This window comes from Micromonospora sp. NBC_00389 (assembly GCF_036059255.1).
Lineage (GTDB): Bacteria > Actinomycetota > Actinomycetes > Mycobacteriales > Micromonosporaceae > Micromonospora.
Window position 1 is genome coordinate 7,474,434 of record NZ_CP107947.1, and the last position, 19,220, is coordinate 7,493,653.

Genomic DNA, 19,220 nt, shown 5'->3' on the forward strand with positions numbered 1-19,220 from the left:
CGCGGGGTCGACCGGTCCCGCCGTGGCCGTCCGACTCCTGACCGGATGGGTGGTGGACGCCGATACGGCGTGGCGCCCGCCGGAATTCCGGCGGGCGCCACGTAACGCTGCGGTCGGGGGGTCAGCGGCGGCTCTCGCCGCTGCTGATCTCCTCGCGCTCGGGTCGGGCCTCGACCGGCGGGTGCCCCGGCGAGACCGGTGCCTCGACCGGCTTCTCGATCGGGTAGAAGAAGCCCCGGATCGCCGGGCCGAGGGCCCCGAGCCGGTTCATCTTCTTGGGCACCACCCAGCCGACGTACTCCAGCTCGCCGTGGCCGTCGTGCCCGTCCGCCGCACTGAGCGGCTGGTGCACCTCGACGAACCGGCCGTCCGGCATACGCCGGATGATGCCGGTCTCCACGCCGTGCGCGAGCACCTCCCGGTCGTGCTGCTGCAGACCCAGGCAGAGCCGGTAGGTGATGTAGTACGCCACCGGCGGGACCAGCAGCAGGCCGACCCGGCCCGCCCAGGTCATCGCGTTCAGGCTGATCTGGAGCTTGTCGGCGATAACGTCGTTGGCGCCGGAGAGCGTCAGCACGATGTAGAACGACACCGCCATGGCGCCGACCGCGGTCCGGGCCGGAACGTCACGGGGCCGCTGGAGCAGGTTGTGGCTCTTGCGGTCCTTGAGGTGCCGCGCCTCCAGGAACGGGTACATCGTCGACAGGCCCACCAGGATGCCGGGCAGCACCACCGTTGGCCAGAACAGCGGCGGGATGACGTACCCGTCACCGAGCGGGATGTTGATCTCCCACGCTGGCATGAGCCGCGTCGAGCCGTCGAGGAACATGACGTACCAGTCGGGCTGGCTGGCGGCCGAGACCACCCACGCCTCGTACGGGCCGAACAGCCAGATCGGGTTGATCTGGAACAGACCGCCCATCAGCGCGATGACGCCGAAGACGACCATGAAGAAGCCGCCCTGCTTCAGCGCGTACCGCGGGAACATCCGCTCGCCGACCACGTTGCCGTTGGTCCGACCGGGGCCGGGCCACTGGGTGTGCTTCTGCTTGAAGACCAGGCCCAGGTGGACGCTGATCAGCGCGACCAGCAGACCCGGGATGAGCAGCACGTGGGCGATGAAGAACCGGCTGATGATGATCGTGCCGGGGAACTCCCCGCCGAAGATCGACGAGGTGACCCAGGAGCCGATCACCGGGATTGACAGCATGATCGCCGAGGCGATCCGCAGGCCGGTGCCGGACAGGCCGTCGTCCGGCAGCGAGTAGCCGGTGAAGCCGGCCAGGAAGCCGACCCAGAACAGCAGCGAGCCGATGATCCAGTTGGTCTCCCGCGGCTTGCGGAAGGCACCGGTGAAGAAGACCCGCAGCATGTGCACGACGATCGCGGCCATGAACAGCAGCGCCGCCCAGTGGTGCATCTGCCGCATCACCAGACCGCCACGGACGTCGAACGAGATGTCCAGGCTGGAGGCGTACGCGGCGGACATCGGCGTGCCCTGCAACGGGGCGTAGCTGCCGTCGTAGACCACCTCGGTCATCGCCGGCTCGAAGAAGAAGGTCAGGAACACACCGGTCAGCAGCAGCACCACGAACGAGAACAGCGCGATCTCGCCGAGGAGGAAGGACCAGTGGTCCGGGAAGACCTTGTTCAGCAGCCGACGAAGCGGGGTGGCCACCTGGAAGCGGTCATCCACTCCCACCGCGGCCTTGCCCGGCGTCGCCGCAAGGTCAAGCTTTCGACGCTTCATGGCCGCTCCCAGAAATCAGGCCCGACGGTCTCGGTGTAGTCGGACTTCGCCACGAAGAAGCCCTCGGAGTCCACCTCGATCGGCAACTGCGGCAGCCGCCGGCTGGCGGGGCCGAAGACGGGCCGGGCGTTGTCGGTGATGAGGAACTGGGACTGGTGGCACGGGCAGAGCAGCCGGTTGGTCTGCTGCTCGTACAGGCTGGCCGGGCAACCGGCGTGCGTGCAGATCTTGGAGAACGCCGCGTAGTTGCCCCACATGTAGTCGCCGTGGCCGACCCGCTCGTTGGCCTGGCGCGAGGTCATCGCGTCGGAGTCCCGCAGGTGGATCAGCAGCGTCGGCGAGTCGGCGTGCTTGTTGCTCACGCCGTGGTCAATGCCCGGGAAGACGGTCAGCTGACCACCGGCGCTGATGTCGGCCGGGCGGATCGGCCGGCCGTCCTCGCGAACCAGCCGGATCCGCTGGCCACCTTCGGCCGAGGCGAACCCGGTGGTGAACATCTGGTTGTTCTTGTGCGGCTGGGAGATCAGACCGCCGACCAGCGGCGCCGCGACCACCGCGCCGACCGGCGCGAGACCGGCCAGCAGCGAGATGCCGAGCAGCGGGCGACGCTTCACGCCCAACTCGTCGGCCATGTAGAGCATGGTCTGGCCGGTGATGGTGCGGCTGTCCTCGTCCACCGCGCCCTCGTGCCGGTCCTGGATCGAGACCTCCTTGGGCAGCAACTTCTTGCCCCAGGTCAGGATGCCGAAGCCGACGGCGAGCAGGGCCACGCCGAGGGTGGCGCCGAGCAGCGGGGTGTAGAACTTGTCGCCGCCACGGCCCGGCTCGTACTGCCACGGCCACCAGATGTAGATGGCCAGGAACGCGGTCGCCGCCAGGCCGGTGATCAGGAAGAACCCTGCCACCACCCGGGTCAGCCGGCGCTCGGCCTTGGTGCCGGGCAGCACCTGCGGCTCGTAGTGGACGATCTCGATGTCGTCCCGGCGCGCGCCCTCACGGACGACGTCGAACCGGGTCACCCCGGGCGCGTTCAGGTCGAGCGGCTCCTGGCCCTGCGGGGCCTGGTGCTCGGTGTGCGTGCTCATGCCGTCACCTCGCTACGGGTGGCGCCGAGCGGCACCACAGCACTGAATCGGATGATCCGCTCGGTCACGACTTGCCCGCAATCCACAGGCTAGCGAAGACGAGCGCCACGATGCCAACCAGGAAGATCGCCAGGCCCTCGGTGGACGGCCCGTACCGGCCGAGGTTGAACCCACCCGGGTCCTGGTCGTGCTTCAGCGTCTCCTGGATGTAGGCGATGATGTCGGCCTTCTGCTCCGGACGGAGCTGGTTGTCACCGAACACCGGCATGTTCTGCGGGCCGCTCAGCATCGCCGCGTAGATCTGCCGGTCGGTCGCCGGGTGCAGGCTCGGAGCGAACTTGCCCGAGGAGAGCGCGCCACCGCCGCCGCCGAAGGCGTGGCACTGCGAGCAGTTGATCCGAAACAGCTCACCACCGGCCGCGACGTTGGCGTCCTGGGCGAGGTCACCCTCCGGCACGATCGGGCCGCCACCGAGCTCCTGGATGTACTGAGCCAGCTGGCGGGTCTGCTCGTCGGTGAAGAGCGGGGGCTTGCGGTGTGCCTGGGCCTCCTGCCGGACCATCGGCATCCGGCCGGAGCTGACCTGGAACTCGACCGAGGCGGCGCCGACGCCGACCAGGCTCGGTCCGCGGCCCTCGACGCCCTGGGCGTTGCGTCCGTGGCAGGTCACACAGCTCACGTCGAACAGCGCCTTGCCCTCGGCGGCGGCGCCGGTCATCGGCGGGTTGTCCTGCGCCTGCACACCGGGGGCGAAGACGGTGTAGGCGCCGCCGGCGAGCATCAGCGCGGCGAACAGCCGAACCGCGGCACCCAGCCGGCGGCGGCCCCTGCTGCGCGCGGCGGGCCGCCCGCGCAGGCGCGCGAGCAGACCGCCTCGGCGGTCGTTGTCAGAAGTCATGAGCTGTGTCCTTAACCGGTTGGACCTTGTCTCAGGGGACGGAGCAGCGGCGCGGTTCGTGACGCGCCAAGATCACTGAAGCCAGTAGATCATGGCGTACAGCCCGATCCACACGACGTCGACGAAGTGCCAGTAGTACGACACGACGATCGCCGAGGTCGCCTGCGCCGGTGTGAACCGGCCCATGGTCGTACGGACCATGAAGATGATGAAGGCGATCAGGCCGCCGGTCACGTGCAGGCCGTGGAAGCCGGTGGTCAGGTAGAACACCGAGCCGTAGCCGTCTCCGTTGATCTTGACGCCCTCGTGCACCAGCTCGCGGTACTCGTTCAGCTGGCCGAGCACGAAGATCAGACCCATCACGAAGGTGACGGTGAACCAGCGCCGCAGCGCGTGCACGTCACCCTTTTCCGCCGCGAAGACGCCGAGCTGGCAGGTCACCGACGAGAGCACCAGGACCACCGTGAACGTGGTCGCGTACGGGATGTTGAGGTGCTCGGTGTGCTTCTCCCACTGCTCCGGCGCAGCCGCGCGGATCGAGAAGTACATCGCGAACAGCGCCGCGAAGAACATAAGTTCGCTGGAGAGCCACACGATCGTCCCGACGCTGACCATGTTCGGTCGGGTCAGAGAGTGGATCCGGCTCTTGTCAATGGCTGGGGCCGCAGTCACGCCGTCATTATTGCCCCTGACCGGGGCCGGCGATCAGCGGGGTGGCAAACCCACGCCTTCCGTGGCCCGAGCGTCGGGGTCCGGTTCGCCTGGCCTAGCCTGAAAAGCGTGCTGCACGTCGATCCGATCTTCGCCGCCACCTCGGCCGTCCCGGCCGCAGTGCTCGCGGCCACCCCGGCGGGCCCGGCGCTGGCCGCCGGGGGCGAGGCGACCCCTCCCCCGTTCACCGTCGGCACGGTGCTGACCGAGACCCGGTTGGACAGCTGGCTGGCGCTCGGCCTGGTGCTCGCCGCCGGCCTCTACCTCTATGGGGTGCACCGGCTGCGCATCCGTGGCGACCGCTGGCCGGTCTCCCGTACCGTCTTCTTCCTCGGCCCCGGCCTGGGCGGCATCGCGCTGGTCACGGTCAGCGGGCTGCACGCGTACGACACCGCCCTGCTGTCGGTGCACATGGTCCAGCACATGGTGCTGTCCATGGTGGCGCCGATCTTCCTGGCACTCGGCGCACCGATGACGCTGGCGCTGCGGACCCTGCCGGTCGGGGCGCGCAAGCGCCTGCTGGCGATCGTGCACAGCCGCGTCGCCCGGGTCTACAGCTTCCCGCTTGTGGCGTTCGCCATCTTCGTGGTCAACCCGTTCGCGCTGTACTTCAGCGACCTGTACCGCTTCACCCTCGAACACGCCTGGGCGCACGAGCTGGTGCACGCGCACTTCATCCTGACCGGCTGCGTGTTCTTCTGGCCGCTGCTCGGCCTCGACCCGCTGCCGGGCCGCTGGCCGTACCCGGCACGGGCGCTGCTGATGCTGCTGTCCGTGCCGTTCCACACCGTGCTCGGGCTCACCATCATGCAGAGCAGCACGCTCTTCGGCGGCGACTGGTACCCGTCGCTCAACCTGAGCTGGTCCGACCCCTGGGACGACCAGGTGGTCGCCGGCGGCATCCTGTGGGCCGGCGGTGAGTTCGTCAGCGTCACCATGCTCGCGGTCCTGGTGGTGCAGTGGGTCAAGCAGTCCGAACGCGAGGCCCGCCGGATCGACCGCGACCTGGACCGCCAGGAGGCCCGCGAACGCGCCGCCGGCACCCCGGCCTGAGCTTGCACCGCCGGCACCCCGGCCTGAGCTTGCACCGCCGGCACCCCGGCCTGAGCTGCGACGACGGTACGCCAGACGGCCGGCGACGGGCGGGATGTCGACTGCGTCACGTGGACCGGTACGATCGGCGGGCAGCTACGAGGTGGGAGCCAGTCCAGCCATGAGCGATCGTCTTTGCACCGTCCTGCTCTACAGCGACGACCCGCAGGTCCGTAATCGGATGCGGATGGCCGTCGGCACCCGGCCCGCACCCGGGCTGCAGATCGAGTTCGTCGACGCGTCGACCTACGCCGAGACAATCCGGCTCGTCGACGACTACGAGATCGACCTCCTGCTGCTCGACGGTGAGGCGAGCCCGGGCGGCGGTATGGGCATCGCCCGACAGATCAAGGACGACCGGGACGACGCGCCCCCGACCTGCCTGGTGATCGCCCGCGCTGCCGACCGATGGCTCGCCGCGTACGCCGAGGTCGACGCGACGCTGGTGCACCCGCTCGACCCGGTGACCACCGGCAGCACGGTGGCTGAGCTGCTGCGGACGCACGCACCCGCCTGACGTCCCCGCTCTCCGGCACCGCCACGGCGCCGGAAGAATCGGCGCCGGTTCCAGCCCACCCGCACTTCGCATGCTCGGGAGGCCCGCCATGGGCGATCGGACCTGGCCGCACCTGCTCAACGCGCTGCTGCGCGGCGACGAGCTGTCCACCGCCGACACCGCCTGGGCGATGGGCGAGATCATGGCCGGCTCGGCGGGCGCCGCGCAGGTCGCCGGCTTCGCGGTGGCGCTGCGGGCCAAGGGCGAGACCTCGGCCGAGCTGGCCGGGCTGGTCGAGACGATGCTGAGCCGGGCGGTCCCGGTCGACCTCCCCGAGGAGCTGCGTTCCACCGCACTGGACGTGGTGGGCACCGGCGGTGACCTCGCCCACACGGTCAACATCTCCACCATGGCCGCGCTGGTGGTGGCCGGCGCCGGCGTCCGGGTGGTCAAGCACGGCAACCGTGCCGCGTCGTCCTCCTGCGGCACCGCCGACCTGTTGGAGTTCCTCGGCGTTCCGCTCGACCTCGACCCGGACGCGATTGTCCGCTGCGTTACCGAGGCGGGCATCGGGTTCTGCTTCGCGGCCCGGTTCCACCCGGGCATGCGGCACACCGGGCCGATCCGGCGAGAGCTGGGCGTGCCCACCGTGTTCAACTTCCTCGGCCCGCTGACCAACCCGGCCCGGCCCCGCGCCGGCGCCGTCGGCTGCTTCGACCCGCGGATGGCCCCGGTGATGGCCGGCGTGTTCGCCGCTCGCGGCGACTCGGTGCTGGTGATGCGCGGCGAGGACGGGCTGGACGAGTTCACCACTGCCGCACCGACCCGGGTCTGGGCGGCCCAGGGCGGCACCGTACGCGAGGCCGTGCTGGACGCGACGGACCTGGGGGTACCCCGGTCCACCCTCGCGGATCTGCGCGGCGGTGACGCCCCGTACAACGCCGGCGTGGCCCGTCGCCTGCTCGCCGGCGAGACCGGCCCGGTCCGGGACGCGGTGCTGGTCAACGCGGCGGCGGCGCTGGCCACTCAGGGCCCGCTCGACGGCGACCTGACCGAGGCGCTGCGTGCCGGCCTGGACCGCGCGGCCGAGTCGATCGACTCCGGCGCGGCGGCCGCCACCCTCGACCGGTGGATCGAGACCGCCACCACCGCCTGACTCGCCCCGCAGTGGGGATTTGTCGGACCCGCGTGGGAAACTACAGCCGAGTAGTTCTCCGCTTCCGTTTGTGCGTTGCTGTCGCGCCGGGGGCGAGCCGCCCGAAGTGAGAGGAGACGCCCGTGTCGTCGGACCGCGAGCTCTACTGCGACGTCTGCGAGGGCGTGGCGCCGTTCGAGGTGCCGCCCTGCGTCGACGGCCACGGCACCGACTGTCCCGAGCTGATCTGCACCCGCTGCGGCACCGCTGTGGTGATCGCCACCTTCACCTTCCGCGTCACCCGGCTGGCCGACCGCCGACACCGCCAGCCCACCCGCCACGCCGCCTGACCCCGCCACGGCTCGATCGACTCGGTGTCGGCGTGGGCGCGGTATCCGGCCGCGCTGTCACCCGCGGATCGGCGACGTGGAGTTGATCACCCGAGCCCGCCGGGCTCGAGCACGACGAAGGCCCGCTCCCCCACCGGGGAACGGACCTTCATGGCGCTACGGGTCGCGGCTACGGCGACCGGGTGAATCAGTGCTCAGCGGTACGCCGGGTGCCGGTGTAGTACTCGAACAGCAGCCCGCAGGCGGCGAAGATGACCGCCAGCAGACCGGCGCCGACCAGCCAGAACTGCCAGAACACCAGGCCCATGCCTGCCGTCGCGGCGGCCAGCGCCAGGCCGAACGGCCAGTAGCTGCCCGGGCTGAAGAAGCCGACCTCACCGGCGCCGTCAGCGATTTCGGCGTCCGGACGGTCCTCGGGACGCAGGTCGATCCGGCGGGAAACGAACCAGAAGAAGCCACCGCACATCGTGCAGAGCAGGAAGGACAGCAGCAGGGCCACCGTGCCCACCCACTCGACGCCACCGGCCTCACCGGCCGTCCAGGCACCGTAGAGGATGGTCGCGCCGCCCAGGAACGTGGCAATGATCAGGAAGATGCGCCACTCGGTCTTCATCCCGCTGCCTCAGCTTCCCGTGCCGGCCGGAGCGTTGTCCGGGTTGAAGTTGCTGTGCGTCCGCCGGGTGTCGAACGGCTCGGTGGTCTCCGCGTACGGCTTCTCACCGATCTGGATCAGTGCGTCCTGGGTGGACTTGCCGCCCTGCTTGGCCGCCAGGAACTGGTCGTACTGCTCCGGCGAAACCACCCGCAGCTCGAAGTTCATGAACGCGTGGTAGCTGCCGCACAGCTCGGCGCAGCGGCCGACGTAGGCGCCCTCGGTCTCCAGGCTGGAGACCTCGAACACGTTGCGGATCTTGCCCGGCATGACGTCCCGCTTGAACAGCAGCTCCGGCACCCAGAAGGAGTGGATGACGTCGCGGCTGGTCTCCTCGAACCGGATGGACCGGTTGGTCGGGAGCACCAACACCGGGATGACCTCGCTGGTGCCGAGCGTCGACGCGGTGGTCTTGGCGTCCGGGCCCTGCCCGTCGCGGTAGTTGAACTGCCAGTTCCACTTGAAGGCGACGACCTCGACCGTGACGTCGGGGTTCTTCGTCAACTTGTCCACGTCGGTCTGCACGATCGCCGTGTAGTAGAAGAGCACGGAGACGATCAGGATCGGCGCGATGGTGTAGAGGAACTCCATCGGCATGTTGTAGCGGGTCTGCACCGGCAGCGCGTTGCCACGCTTGCGGTAGCGCACGACACACCAGAAGATCAGGCCCCACACGAAGATGCCGACCGCGAGGGCTGCGATGCAGGAGGCTATCCACAGGTCGTACATCCGCCGGGACTCGGCCGAGATGCCGCCCTGCGGCCAGCCGAAGCCGTCGAACGCCCTGCCAACGTCACAGCCCGTGAGCAGGACCAGCAGCGCGACGCCACCGAGACCGAGCCCGGCCACCCGACCAGCACCACGCCGTCGGCGTCCACCGACCCCTCGGGAAGCGCTGTGCCGTACGGCCGACGGCCGTACCTCCGAACTCCTTGCGACCACCTGGTCCTGCCTCCCTAGCGCGCCGCGGTGCGTCTTTCGTCAGCACCGGCGGCAAAGGCGTCACCGACGGTCGCAGATTACTCGACCATGACGGACTCGACCGTGGTGGGGTCACTGTCCGCCCCCATCGGGGGGATCCTGGGCATACCGCCGCGATAGCGTTTGGATCCGTGAGTGCGAGGAGTGAGCCGGGGTTGCAAGCCCCGCAGTCGCGAACAAAAGGCGGATCAGTGAGTGCACCCTCGGTCTACCTGGACGCGGCGACCGCCGCGCCGCTGCACCCGGTCGCCCGGCAGGCGCTGATGGCCGCCCTCGACGACGGCTGGGCCGACCCCGGCAAGCTCTACACCCAGGCCCGTCGGGCCCGGCAACTGCTCGACGCCGCCCGCGAGGCCACCGCGCAGACGCTCGGCGTCCGCGCCGACGAACTGTCCTTCACCCCCAGCGGTACGACGGCCGCCCACGGCGCTGTGCTCGGTGGCCTGGCCGGGCGGCACCGGGTCGGGTCCACGCTGGTGCACTCGGCGATCGAGCACTCCGCCGTGCTGCACGCCGCGGAGCGGCACGTGGCAGCTGGCGGCAGCGCCAACCCGGTGCCGGTCGACCGGCTGGGCCGGCTGGACCTGACCGCCTGGTCGGACGCGGTCCAGGCCCCCGGCGTCGCGCTGGCCGCACTGATCACCGCCAGTCACGAGGTGGGCACCGTACAACCGGTGGCCGAGGCGGCCGCCGCGTGCGCCGACGCCGGGGTGCCGCTGTACGTCGACGCCGCGCAGTCGGTCGGCCGGGTACCCCTGCCGGCGGGCTGGTCGGTGCTCAGCGCCAGCGCACACAAGTGGGGCGGCCCGCCCGGGGTGGGGTTGCTGGCGGTCCGCAAGGGCACCCGCTGGGAGTCACCCTGGCCGGCCGACGAGCGGGAGGGCGGACGTACCCCCGGCTCGGTGAACCTGCCCGCGGTGGTGGCGGCGGCGGCGAGCCTGCGCGCGGCGGCGGCCGACGCCGCGGCCGAGGAGAGCCGGCTGGCGGCGCTGGTGGATCGGATCCGGGCGCGGGTGCCGGCGGAGGTGCCCGACGTCGAGGTGGTCGGTGACCCGGTGCTCCGGCTCCCCCACCTGGTGACCTTCTCCTGCCTGTACGTCGACGGCGAGGCGCTGCTGCACGCGCTGGACCGGCGCGGCTTCGCCGTGTCGTCCGGCTCGTCCTGCACCTCGTCCACGCTGCGCCCGTCGCACGTGCTGGAGGCGATGGGGGTGCTCTCGCACGGCAACGTCCGGGTCAGCCTGCACCGGGAGACGACCGAGGCGGACGTCGAGAGGTTCCTCGCCGAACTGCCCGGGATCGTCGCCGACCTACGCGCCGAGGCCGGGGTGGTGGGGCTGTGACCGCTACCGCTCCCCCGGCGCCGCGCGGGCGGGCCACGGGCGGGACGGCTACGGGCGGGACGGCACGGCGTGGGAACGGGAGAATGGGGCGGTGACGATGCCGGACGAGGTCCTCGACTGCCGGGGCCAGCGCTGTCCGCTGCCGGTGATCGCGGCGGCCCGACGGATGCCCCAGGTGCCGGTCGGCACGGTGGTCCGGGTGCTCGCCGACGATCCAGCCGCCGCGGTGGACATCCCCGCCTGGTGCCGGATGCGCGGTCAGGAGTTCCTCGCCGCCATCACCGGCCCCGACGGCCCCGCCTACGACATCCGCCGCGCCCACTGACCCGCCGCACCCCGCGATCTCGCAGTTCCGCCCGGCGAAACGCACCTGAAGCGCGGATCGGCGTCACAACGTGCAAGACCACGGAGTGCGGGGGTACGGGTCAGGGCAGGAGGTGGGGGCGGATCTCGTCGGCGGCGGTGTCGCCGTAGGACTCGGCGAGGCGCTTCACGAACAGGTCGCGGCGGACCTCGTACTCCTGGGTGCCGACGGTCTCCAGGACCAGCGTGGCCAGCAGCGAGCCGACCTGGGCGGCCCGCTCAAGGCCGAGCCCCCAGGAGAGCGCGGTGAAGAAGCCGGCGCGGAAGCCGTCGCCCACCCCGGTCGGGTCGACCGCCCGGATCTCCCGCGCGATCGGCACGTGGATCGGGTCGATGCCGCGCCCGGCGATCTCCACGCCGTGCTTGCCCAGCGTGGTGACCCGCACCTTGACCAGGTCGAGCAGTTGGTCGTCGCTCAGCCCGGCCTTGCTCTGCAGCAGCGACTTCTCGTAGTCGTTGGTCATCAGGTACTCGGCGCCCTCGATCAGCGCCACCACGTCCTCGCCCGGCATCCGGGCGAGCTGCTGGGAGGGGTCGGCGGCGAACGCGTACCCGCGGGTGCGGCACTCGGCCGAGTGGCGCAGCATCGCCTCCGGGTCGTTGGCGCTGACCAGCACCAGGTCCAGCCCGCCGAGCCGGTCGGCGACCGGGGCCAGCTCGATGTTGCGTGCCTCACTCATCGCGCCGGCGTAGAACGACGCGATCTGGCACATGTCGGTGTCGGTGGTGCAGACGAACCGTGCGGTGTGGGCCACCTCGCTGATGTGCACGGAGTCGCAGTCCACTCCGTGCCGTTCCAGCCAGGAGCGGTAGTCGGCGAAGTCGGCGCCCACCGCACCGAGCAGCACCGGGCGCAGCCCGAGCTGTCCCATGCCGAAGGAGATGTTCGCCGCCACGCCGCCGCGGCGGAGCACCAGGTCATCCACCAGGAAGGAGAGGGAAACCTTGTGCAGTTGATCGGCGAGGAGCTGGTCGGCGAAGCGACCGGGGAAGCTCATCAGGTGATCGGTGGCGATCGAGCCAGTGACGGCGATCTTCATGTCAACCCTCGGGGTCGGGAGCAGGGCGCGGTCAGCCTACCGGCCCGGCCATCCGGCGGCGTCCGCTCGGTCGGACAACGGCAACCGCCCGGTAACCGCCCGGCGGGCGCCGTCCCGAGACCGCTCCCACCCCCGCTGGTCACCACTCCCACAACGACGGCGGGGCCGTCCCGAAGGACGGCCCCGTCGTGTTGGTGCGTATGGCGCGACTCAGTTGAACGAGTCGCCGCAGGCGCAGGAGTTGCCCGCGTTGGGGTTGTCGATGGTGAAGCCCTGGGCGTCGATCCGGTCAGCGAAGTCGATCGTCGCGCCGGAAAGGTACGGGGCGCTCATCCGGTCGACGACGACCTCAACACCACCGAAATCGGTGACGACGTCACCGTCGAGCGAACGCTCGTCGAAGAAGAGCTGGTACCGCAGGCCGGAGCAGCCGCCCGGCTGCACCGCGACCCGGAGCCGCAGGTCGTCGCGGCCCTCCTGCTCGATCAGGGCCTTGACCTTCTGCGCCGCGACGTCGGTGAGGACGACGGAAGTAGGGGCGGCCTGGGCCTCGGTCGACTCGGTCTGCGCTGGCGTGGTCACGTGGAAGTCTCCCTGCGCGGTATGGGTCCGGACGCACTGGCCAACGCCGCACGCCGTCCAGTGATTCCCGGTTGTGGTCCTTTTCCGATCGTACGCCGCGCCGGCCGGACTCACCCGCGTGGCGTGACCCCCGCCGCAGGTCGTCCCGGTCGCAGCCGGGTCGGGCGCGCGGCCTGAGCGCTCAGCGGCTCCACTGCCGGGCCAGTCGGGCACCCAGCTCGCGCAGCCCATCGCTGGGCCGGCTCATCGCGGCGGCCAGCCCGCCGCCCTCCTCCCCGCCGAAGTGGTCGACCAGGCTGTACGCGTCGGTCACCCCCGCCGAGGCGGCCTCCCGCCGGCCGGTGCTCACCTGCCCGGCCACCACCACGCAGGGGACCCCCCGGTCCCGGGCGGCGCCCGCCACCCCGGCGACCACCTTCCCGCGCAGCGACTGGTGGTCGAAGGACCCCTCACCGGTGATCACGAGGTCGGCGGTGTCCAGTGCGGCGTCCAGCCCGGTGGCCCTGGTGACCAGGCCGATGCCCGACTCGCAGCCACCGCCCAGGGCGAGCAGGGCCGCGCCGATGCCGCCGGCGGCTCCGCCACCGGGCAGTCCGCCGAGCCCCGGCGGGCAGCCGGGCAGGTCCCGCTCCAGCACCGCCGCGAAGCGCTCCAGGGCGGCGTCGAGCAGCAGCACATCGGCCCGGTCGGCACCCTTCTGCGGGCCGAACACACTGCTGGCGCCGTGCAGGCCGAGCAGCGGGTTGTCCACGTCCGTGGCGGCGATCAACCGGGTGCCGCGCAGCCGGGGCGCGCCGTCCAGTGCGGCGACCGCGGCCAGCGCCGCTCCGCCGTACGGCAGGGCGCGGCCCGCCTCATCCAGCGGGGTGACGCCGAGCGCCGTGAGCATCCCGGCGCCGCCGTCGTTGGTGCCGGAGCCGCCCAGCCCGATCACCACCGTCCGGGCGCCGCTCTCCACCGCGGCGGCCACCAGCAGGCCCAGGCCGTACGACGTGGTGGCCTTCGGGTCACGTTCGGCGGTGGCGAGCAGGTGCAGCCCGCACGCCTGGGCGCTCTCCAGGTAGGCGGTCGCGCCGTCGGCGGTGAGCAGGATCTCACCGGCCGCCGGCCGGCCCAGTGGGTCGACCGTCCGCACCGGCACCCGCCGGCCACCGATGGCCTCGGCGAGCACCTCCACGAAGCCCGGCCCACCGTCGGCGAGTGGCCGGATCAGCAGGTCGTCGTCGGCGGCGACGGTGCGCCAGCCGGCGGCCACCGCGGCGGCCACCTCCGGTGCGGGCAGGGTGCCGGCGAACTTGTCCGGACAGAGCAGCACACGCATGCCGAGCAGTGTGGCAGCCCACACCGACGGAAGCCGCGTCGCGCTCGCGCTGTGGGACCATGGACCACGTGACTTCGACCTGGGTGGAACCCTCCAACACGGCGACGGCTCTGCTGCTGCTCGGTCGGGGCAGCGACCCCGACACCGAGCGCGGCGTCGAGTGTCCGGGCGACCTGCCGGCGCCCAGCGACCCCGATCTGGTGGCCCGCGCCACGGCGGCGAAGGCGAAGCTGGGCAGCAAGGTCTTCGTGCTGGGGCACCACTACCAGCGCGACGAGGTGATCCAGTTCGCGGACGTGACCGGCGACTCGTTCAAGCTGGCCCGGGAGGCCGCGGCCCGTCCGGACGCGGAGTACATCGTGTTCTGCGGCGTGCACTTCATGGCCGAGAGCGCCGACATCCTCACCACCGACGCCCAGCGGGTGATCCTGCCCGACCTGGCGGCGGGCTGCTCGATGGCGGACATGGCCGTGCTGGGCCAGGTCGAGGCCGCCTGGGACACGCTGACCGAACTGGGCATCGCCGGCGAAACCGTGGCGGTGACGTACATGAACTCCTCGGCCGACATCAAGGGCTTCGTCGGCCGAAACGGTGGCGTGGTCTGCACCTCCTCCAACGCCAAGCGCGCCCTGGACTGGGCGTACGAGCAGGGGTCGAAGGTGCTCTTCCTGCCCGACCAGCACCTGGGCCGCAACACGGCGGTGCTGGAGATGGGCCTGTCGCTGGACGACTGCGTCCTCTACGACCCGCACAAGCCGGGCGGCGGGCTCACCGCCGAGCAGCTGCGGGACGCCAAGATGATTCTCTGGCGGGGGCACTGCTCGGTGCACGGCCGCTTCACCCTGGAGAGCGTCAACGACGTACGGGAGCGGGTGCCCGGGGTCAACGTGCTGGTCCACCCGGAGTGCCGGCACGAGGTGGTCACGGCCGCCGACTACGTCGGCTCGACCGAGTACATCATCAAGACCATCGAGGCGGCTCCGACCGGCTCGGCGTGGGCGCTCGGCACCGAGCTGAACCTGGTCCGCCGGCTGGCGCTGGCGCACCCGGACAAGCAGATCATGTTCCTGGACAAGGCGGTCTGCTACTGCTCGACGATGAACCGGATCGACCTGCCGCACCTGGTCTGGGCGCTGGAGGAGCTGGTCGCGGGCCGGGTGGCCAACCAGATCACGGTGGACCCCGACACCGCGTACCACGCGCGGGTGGCGCTGGATCAGATGCTCGCCCTGCCCGGCGCGGACACCCCGCCGCCGACCGCGAGCTGATCACTATCCGTAGCGTCGTTGGTACGCAAAAGTGCCTGATCACCGATTAATGCCACACACGCCGATGTGACCGAGTCGTTTTTCGTCACCGAGGGCTATGCTGCCGGAGCGACGACGCAAGCGGGCCGTTTCGATATGGCCGCATCCGGGGTAGCGACAGTGTTCAGACTCCCCACCATCAACACGGCAGCACCGACATGCTGGAGGTTGCGTTGACCGACGACGTCCTGGTCGTGCACGGAGGCACTCCGCTTGAAGGGCGGATCCGCGTGCGAGGCGCGAAAAACCTGGTTTCGAAGGCGATGGTCGCCGCGCTGCTCGGCGACAGCCCGAGCCGGCTGTTCGACGTGCCGAAGATCCGTGACGTCGAGGTGGTCCGGGGTCTGCTCGGCCTGCACGGCGTCAAGGTGACCGACGGCGACGAGGACGGCGAGCTCGTCTTCGATCCCGCGAACGTGGAGAGCGCCAGCACCGACCAGATCAACGTGCACGCCGGCTCCAGCCGGATCCCGATCCTGTTCTGCGGCCCGCTGCTGCACCGGCTCGGGCACGCGTTCATCCCGGACCTGGGCGGCTGCCACATCGGCCCGCGCCCGATCGACTTCCACCTGCAGGCGCTGCGCGAGTTCGGCGCCACGGTCGACAAGCGGCCCGAGGGGCTGCACCTGTCCGCGCCGAACGGACTGCACGGGACGAAGTTCGCCCTGCCGTACCCGAGTGTCGGCGCCACCGAGCAGGTGCTGCTGACCGCGGTGATGGCCGAGGGCGTGACCGAGCTGCGCAACGCCGCGGTGGAGCCGGAGATCATCGACCTCATCTGCATCCTGCAGAAGATGGGCGCGATCATCAAGGTGCACACCGACCGGGTGATCGAGATCCAGGGCGTGCCGAAGCTGCACGGCTACACCCACCGGCCGATCCCGGACCGGATCGAGGCGGCGAGCTGGGCCGCGGCGGCTCTGGCCACCCGCGGTCACGTCGAGGTGCTCGGCGCGCAGCAGGCCGACATGATGACCTTCCTGAACATCTTCCGGTCGGTCGGTGGCGAGTACGAGGTCACCGACGCCCGGCCGCCGAAGCTGGGCGATCTCGGCCAGGAGGGTGGCATCCGGTTCTGGCACCCGGGCGGCGAGCTGAACGCGGTGGCGCTGGAGACCGACGTGCACCCCGGCTTCATGACCGACTGGCAGCAGCCGTTGGTCGTGGCGCTCACCCAGGCCCGCGGGCTGTCGATCGTCCACGAGACGGTCTACGAGCAGCGGTTGGGCTACACCGAGGCGCTGAACTCGATGGGCGCCAACATCCAGGTCTACCGGGACTGCCTCGGCGGCACCCCGTGCCGCTTCGGCCGGCGCAACTTCAAGCACTCGGCGGTCATCGCCGGGCCGAGCAAGCTGCACGCCGCCGACCTGGTCATCCCGGACCTGCGGGCCGGCTTCAGCCACCTGATCGCGGCGCTCGCGGCCGAGGGCACCTCCCGGGTGTACGGCGTCGACCTGATCAACCGGGGCTACGAGGACTTCGAGGCGAAGCTCGCCGACCTCGGCGCGCACGCCGAGCGTCCGTAACCTCGAACACCTTCCGTTCGCGCCCGGTGCACCGCGATGTGCACCGGGCGCGAACCGTTGGCTACCCTTGCCGCGTGCCGTCGCTCTTTCGCCGCAAGTCCACCGACCTCGTCGACGAGGCCGTCACCTCGGTGACCCCCGAGGAAACCGCCGAGCGGTCCCGGGGCTACACCCCGGCCAAGGGTCGGGAGACGCCGAAGCGGCCGACCGTCGGCCGTCGCCCGGCCGGCCCCACCCGCCCCCTGAACAAGCAGGAGGAGCGGGAGCGCCGCCGTCAGTTGCGTGCCGAGGCCGCGTCGGAGTTCCGCCGCGAGGGCGGCCCCCGCGACCGCGGCCCGGAGCGGCTGCTGGCCCGCAACGTGGTCGACTCCCGGCGTACGGTCGGCACCTGGTTCTTCGGCGGCGCACTGATCGTGCTGATCGGGTCGAACGCGGCGATGCCGCCGCTGGTCCGGCTGATCTCCAACGTGCTCTGGGGCGCGCTGGCGCTGGGCGTGGTCGTCGACTCGGTGCTCATCTGCCGCAAGATCCGCAAGCTGATCCGGGAGCGCTTCCCGAAGACCGGCCAGCGGATGGGTTCGCTCTACCTCTACGCGATCATGCGCTCGATCACCTTCCGGCGGATGCGCGCCCCGGCCCCCCAGGTCAAGCTCGGCGACAAGGTCTGACCCCGGCTCAGGCCACCCCGAGCAGACGCAGCACCGCCGTGGTGGCGGCCGCGCCGACCACCACCAGCACGAACGGCACCCGCCGCCAGGCGAGCAGCACGCCGACCAGCACCCCGGCCGGGCGCGCCCAGCCGGCGAACCGGCCGGCCTCGGTCAGCGCCGCGGTGGCGGCCAGCGCGGCCAGCAGCGCGGCGGCACCCACCGGCAACAGTCGCCGGGCCCACTCCGGAAGTTCCAGCCGGTCCCGCAGCAGCACACCGGCCAGCCGGAAGCCATAGGTTCCGGCGGCCAACGCCAGGATCACCGCGATCAGCACGGCACCTCCCCGGTGCGCTCCACGCCGAGAGGTGCGGACGCGGCCGGGCGGGCCTGTTCGACGCCCACACGTGCGGACGCGGCCGGGCGGGCCTGTTCGACGCCCACGGGTGCGGCCGCGTCCGGGCGCGGCCCCTCCACGGTCTGCTCGACCCCGCCGGGCGCGGGCGGGGCGGGGTTGGCGTCGCCGGTCGGGGGCGGCCGACGGCGGAAGGCGATGGCAGCCGGGCCGGCGAGCGCGAGCAGCACCGGCAGCCCGGCCGGCAGCACCGGCGTGGCCACGACCGCCAGCGCGGCCCCGGCCAACGCCGCCTGCCGGGTGTCCCGGTCACGCAGGGACGGCAGCAGCAGCGCGATCAATCCGGCGGGGAAGGCGGCGTCCAGGCCCAGCGCGGCCGGGTCGCCGATCGCGTCGCCGGCGAGCACGCCGAGCAGGGTGCCGACGTTCCAGGCCAGGAAGAGCAGCGTGCCGGCCAGCCAGAACGCTCGCCGCCGAGCGTGGCCGGCCGGTTGGGCCAGGGTGAGCGCGGTCGTCTCGTCGGTCATCAGGTGACTGCCGAGCAGCCGGTGCCGCAGCCGGGGGCCGAGGCTGTCACCGAGGGCGAGGCCGAACGGCAGGTGCCGGGCGTTGAGCAGCAGCCCGGCCAGCACGGCGGCCAGTGGGCTGCCGGCGGCCACCAGGCCGACCGCCATGAACTGCGCGCCGCCGGCGTAGAGGACCGCGGACATGGTCAGGGTGGCCCACACGGGTAGCCCGGCGGCGACCGCCACCGCCCCGAACGAGGCACCCACCGCGATCATGGCCGCACCGAGAGCAAGCACGTCGCGAAGCATCCGGGCGTCGGCTGTTCGTTGTACCGTACGCATGGTTCACCATGGTGAACAGATGACCGGTGTTCGTCAAACCGAACGTAGATCCGATGGAGCGAACGCATGCCTCCCGAACCGGCCGCTCCCCTGGCCACCATCGCCGCCGCTCTACGCCGGGAACGGGACCGAGTCGGCATCTCGCTGACCGAGCTCGCCCGCCGGGCGGGAGTTGCCAAGTCCACCCTCTCCCAACTGGAGTCGGGGACCGGGAACCCGAGCGTGGAGACGCTCTGGGCGCTCGGCGTGGCGCTCGGCGTGCCGTTCAGCCGGCTGGTCGAGCCGGCCGACGACGGCATCCGGGTGATCCGGGCCGGAGACGGGCCACGGGTCCGCTCCGAGCAGGCCGACTTCACCGGCACGCTGCTCAGCGCCGGAGCGGCGCACCTGCGCCGGGACATCTACCTGATCGAGTTGGAGCCGGGCGCGGTCCGGGCCGCGGAAGGGCACACCCCCCGCAGCGTCGAGCACGTGGTGGTCGCCGCCGGCCGCCTGCGGGTGGGCCCCAAGGAGGGCACGGTCGACCTCGGCCCGGGCGACTACGCGACGTTCCCCGGCGACGCCCCGCATGCCTACGAGGCGTTGGTTCCCGGCACCTTCGCCGTACTCGTCATGGAACACCCCTGATCGAACGCGGCCGGTCCCGCCCGGGCCGCTTCACCGGCGGGTGGGGTATCGTCGGAAACCAGATTCTGTTATCGGCCCAAATGTCCGAAACAGTAGGATAACGTTTGC

At 71.4% G+C, this 19,220-nt stretch carries 21 protein-coding genes; 10 read left to right on the forward strand and 11 right to left on the reverse strand.

Features of this window, described 5'->3' with window-relative positions; all coding sequences use genetic code 11:
- Nucleotides 1–121 precede the first annotated feature (121 nt).
- The 4 genes from qcrB to ctaE form a co-directional block, all read right to left on the reverse strand.
- Nucleotides 122–1,750: a cytochrome bc1 complex cytochrome b subunit gene (qcrB, locus tag OG470_RS35260; protein WP_328418951.1), complete on the reverse strand. Its 1,629-nt coding sequence runs from the start codon at nt 1,748–1,750 to the stop codon at nt 122–124.
- Nucleotides 1,747–2,835 carry a cytochrome bc1 complex Rieske iron-sulfur subunit gene (gene qcrA / locus OG470_RS35265; RefSeq protein WP_328418952.1) on the reverse strand — a complete coding sequence of 363 codons (1,089 nt, stop codon included), beginning with the start codon at nt 2,833–2,835 and terminating at the stop codon, nt 1,747–1,749. The genes qcrB and qcrA overlap by 4 nt, the downstream gene beginning before the upstream one ends.
- A gap of 64 nt (nt 2,836–2,899) precedes the next feature.
- Nucleotides 2,900–3,733, reverse strand: coding sequence for a cytochrome bc1 complex diheme cytochrome c subunit (gene qcrC, locus OG470_RS35270; RefSeq protein WP_328418953.1), 834 nt, complete (start codon nt 3,731–3,733; stop codon nt 2,900–2,902).
- A 72-nt stretch (nt 3,734–3,805) separates the two neighbouring features.
- Complete coding sequence (gene ctaE / locus OG470_RS35275; protein WP_328418954.1) at nt 3,806–4,405, reverse strand: aa3-type cytochrome oxidase subunit III; 600 nt, start codon at nt 4,403–4,405, stop codon at nt 3,806–3,808.
- Nucleotides 4,406–4,513: 108 nt separating this feature from the next.
- On the opposite strand from ctaE, the gene OG470_RS35280 reads away from it, so the two are divergent.
- The 4 genes from OG470_RS35280 to OG470_RS35295 all read left to right on the forward strand — a co-directional run bounded on the left by OG470_RS35280 (nt 4,514) and on the right by OG470_RS35295 (nt 7,517).
- On the forward strand, nt 4,514–5,497 hold the full coding sequence (locus tag OG470_RS35280) for a cytochrome c oxidase assembly protein (protein WP_328418955.1): 984 nt from the start codon (nt 4,514–4,516) through the stop codon (nt 5,495–5,497).
- A 160-nt stretch (nt 5,498–5,657) separates the two neighbouring features.
- The gene (locus OG470_RS35285; RefSeq protein WP_328418956.1) at nt 5,658–6,053 is read left to right on the forward strand and encodes a hypothetical protein; all 396 of its coding nucleotides are present in this window, start codon (nt 5,658–5,660) and stop codon (nt 6,051–6,053) included.
- 88 nt (nt 6,054–6,141) lie between these two features.
- Nucleotides 6,142–7,188, forward strand: coding sequence for an anthranilate phosphoribosyltransferase (gene trpD / locus OG470_RS35290; RefSeq protein ID WP_328418957.1), 1,047 nt, complete (start codon nt 6,142–6,144; stop codon nt 7,186–7,188).
- 122 nt (nt 7,189–7,310) lie between these two features.
- Nucleotides 7,311–7,517, forward strand: a complete 207-nt coding sequence (locus OG470_RS35295) for a hypothetical protein (protein WP_328418958.1) — start codon at nt 7,311–7,313, stop codon at nt 7,515–7,517.
- A gap of 187 nt (nt 7,518–7,704) precedes the next feature.
- Here OG470_RS35295 and OG470_RS35300 read toward each other — a convergent pair whose 3' ends face one another.
- The gene (locus tag OG470_RS35300) at nt 7,705–8,130 is read right to left on the reverse strand and encodes a cytochrome c oxidase subunit 4 (protein ID WP_328418959.1); all 426 of its coding nucleotides are present in this window, start codon (nt 8,128–8,130) and stop codon (nt 7,705–7,707) included.
- Nucleotides 8,131–8,139: 9 nt separating this feature from the next.
- Entirely contained in the window at nt 8,140–9,111 is a 972-nt protein-coding gene (ctaC, locus tag OG470_RS35305; protein WP_328418960.1) for an aa3-type cytochrome oxidase subunit II, read from the reverse strand.
- Here ctaC and OG470_RS35310 point away from each other — a divergent pair.
- Both OG470_RS35310 and OG470_RS35315 read left to right on the forward strand, forming a co-directional pair.
- A complete protein-coding gene (locus tag OG470_RS35310) occupies nt 9,102–10,493 on the forward strand; it encodes a cysteine desulfurase family protein (RefSeq protein WP_442931019.1) in 1,392 nt (463 codons plus the stop codon). The two genes, ctaC and OG470_RS35310, sit on opposite strands and share 10 nt — an antisense overlap.
- Nucleotides 10,494–10,584: 91 nt before the next feature.
- A complete protein-coding gene (locus OG470_RS35315) occupies nt 10,585–10,818 on the forward strand; it encodes a sulfurtransferase TusA family protein (RefSeq protein WP_328418962.1) in 234 nt (77 codons plus the stop codon).
- A gap of 100 nt (nt 10,819–10,918) precedes the next feature.
- Here OG470_RS35315 and OG470_RS35320 read toward each other — a convergent pair whose 3' ends face one another.
- The 3 genes from OG470_RS35320 to OG470_RS35330 all read right to left on the reverse strand — a co-directional run bounded on the left by OG470_RS35320 (nt 10,919) and on the right by OG470_RS35330 (nt 13,799).
- Nucleotides 10,919–11,896 (reverse strand): carbohydrate kinase family protein, encoded by a 978-nt coding sequence (locus tag OG470_RS35320; protein ID WP_328418963.1) that lies wholly within the window; start codon nt 11,894–11,896, stop codon nt 10,919–10,921.
- Between the two features lie 210 nt (nt 11,897–12,106).
- On the reverse strand, nt 12,107–12,478 hold the full coding sequence (gene erpA, locus OG470_RS35325) for an iron-sulfur cluster insertion protein ErpA (RefSeq protein WP_328418964.1): 372 nt from the start codon (nt 12,476–12,478) through the stop codon (nt 12,107–12,109).
- A gap of 181 nt (nt 12,479–12,659) precedes the next feature.
- The gene (locus tag OG470_RS35330; protein WP_328418965.1) at nt 12,660–13,799 is read right to left on the reverse strand and encodes a glycerate kinase family protein; all 1,140 of its coding nucleotides are present in this window, start codon (nt 13,797–13,799) and stop codon (nt 12,660–12,662) included.
- Between the two features lie 68 nt (nt 13,800–13,867).
- Here OG470_RS35330 and nadA point away from each other — a divergent pair, with 68 nt between their 5' ends.
- The 3 genes from nadA (at nt 13,868) to OG470_RS35345 (ending at nt 17,303) form a co-directional block, all read left to right on the forward strand.
- The gene (gene nadA / locus OG470_RS35335) at nt 13,868–15,067 is read left to right on the forward strand and encodes a quinolinate synthase NadA (RefSeq protein ID WP_328418966.1); all 1,200 of its coding nucleotides are present in this window, start codon (nt 13,868–13,870) and stop codon (nt 15,065–15,067) included.
- A 212-nt stretch (nt 15,068–15,279) separates the two neighbouring features.
- Nucleotides 15,280–16,635 (forward strand): UDP-N-acetylglucosamine 1-carboxyvinyltransferase, encoded by a 1,356-nt coding sequence (gene murA, locus OG470_RS35340; protein ID WP_328418967.1) that lies wholly within the window; start codon nt 15,280–15,282, stop codon nt 16,633–16,635.
- Nucleotides 16,636–16,709: 74 nt separating this feature from the next.
- Nucleotides 16,710–17,303 (forward strand): DUF3043 domain-containing protein, encoded by a 594-nt coding sequence (locus OG470_RS35345; protein ID WP_328418968.1) that lies wholly within the window; start codon nt 16,710–16,712, stop codon nt 17,301–17,303.
- A gap of 7 nt (nt 17,304–17,310) precedes the next feature.
- Here OG470_RS35345 and OG470_RS35350 read toward each other — a convergent pair whose 3' ends face one another.
- Together OG470_RS35350 and OG470_RS35355 are read right to left on the reverse strand one after the other, a co-directional pair.
- Nucleotides 17,311–17,619, reverse strand: coding sequence for an AzlD domain-containing protein (locus OG470_RS35350; protein WP_328418969.1), 309 nt, complete (start codon nt 17,617–17,619; stop codon nt 17,311–17,313).
- Entirely contained in the window at nt 17,613–18,485 is an 873-nt protein-coding gene (locus OG470_RS35355) for an AzlC family ABC transporter permease (protein ID WP_328418970.1), read from the reverse strand. The genes OG470_RS35350 and OG470_RS35355 overlap by 7 nt, the downstream gene beginning before the upstream one ends.
- 66 nt (nt 18,486–18,551) lie before the next feature.
- On the opposite strand from OG470_RS35355, the gene OG470_RS35360 reads away from it, so the two are divergent.
- Nucleotides 18,552–19,112 (forward strand): helix-turn-helix domain-containing protein, encoded by a 561-nt coding sequence (locus tag OG470_RS35360; protein WP_328418971.1) that lies wholly within the window; start codon nt 18,552–18,554, stop codon nt 19,110–19,112.
- The last annotated feature ends 108 nt before the right edge of the window (nt 19,113–19,220 follow it).

Bases quoted from the DNA above. Each gene is read 5' to 3' on its own strand.
- qcrA (WP_328418952.1), bottom strand. From the start codon at position 2,835: ATGAGCACGCACACCGAGCACCAGGCCCCGCAGGGCCAGGAGCCGCTC.
- OG470_RS35320 (WP_328418963.1), bottom strand. From the start codon at position 11,896: ATGAAGATCGCCGTCACTGGCTCGATCGCCACCGATCACCTGATGAGC.
- qcrB (WP_328418951.1), bottom strand. From the start codon at position 1,750: ATGAAGCGTCGAAAGCTTGACCTTGCGGCGACGCCGGGCAAGGCCGCG.
- OG470_RS35285 (WP_328418956.1), top strand. From the start codon at position 5,658: ATGAGCGATCGTCTTTGCACCGTCCTGCTCTACAGCGACGACCCGCAG.
- trpD (WP_328418957.1), top strand. From the start codon at position 6,142: ATGGGCGATCGGACCTGGCCGCACCTGCTCAACGCGCTGCTGCGCGGC.
- OG470_RS35360 (WP_328418971.1), top strand. From the start codon at position 18,552: ATGCCTCCCGAACCGGCCGCTCCCCTGGCCACCATCGCCGCCGCTCTA.
- qcrC (WP_328418953.1), bottom strand. From the start codon at position 3,733: ATGACTTCTGACAACGACCGCCGAGGCGGTCTGCTCGCGCGCCTGCGC.
- OG470_RS35300 (WP_328418959.1), bottom strand. From the start codon at position 8,130: ATGAAGACCGAGTGGCGCATCTTCCTGATCATTGCCACGTTCCTGGGC.
- OG470_RS35330 (WP_328418965.1), bottom strand. From the start codon at position 13,799: ATGCGTGTGCTGCTCTGTCCGGACAAGTTCGCCGGCACCCTGCCCGCA.
- OG470_RS35355 (WP_328418970.1), bottom strand. From the start codon at position 18,485: ATGCGTACGGTACAACGAACAGCCGACGCCCGGATGCTTCGCGACGTG.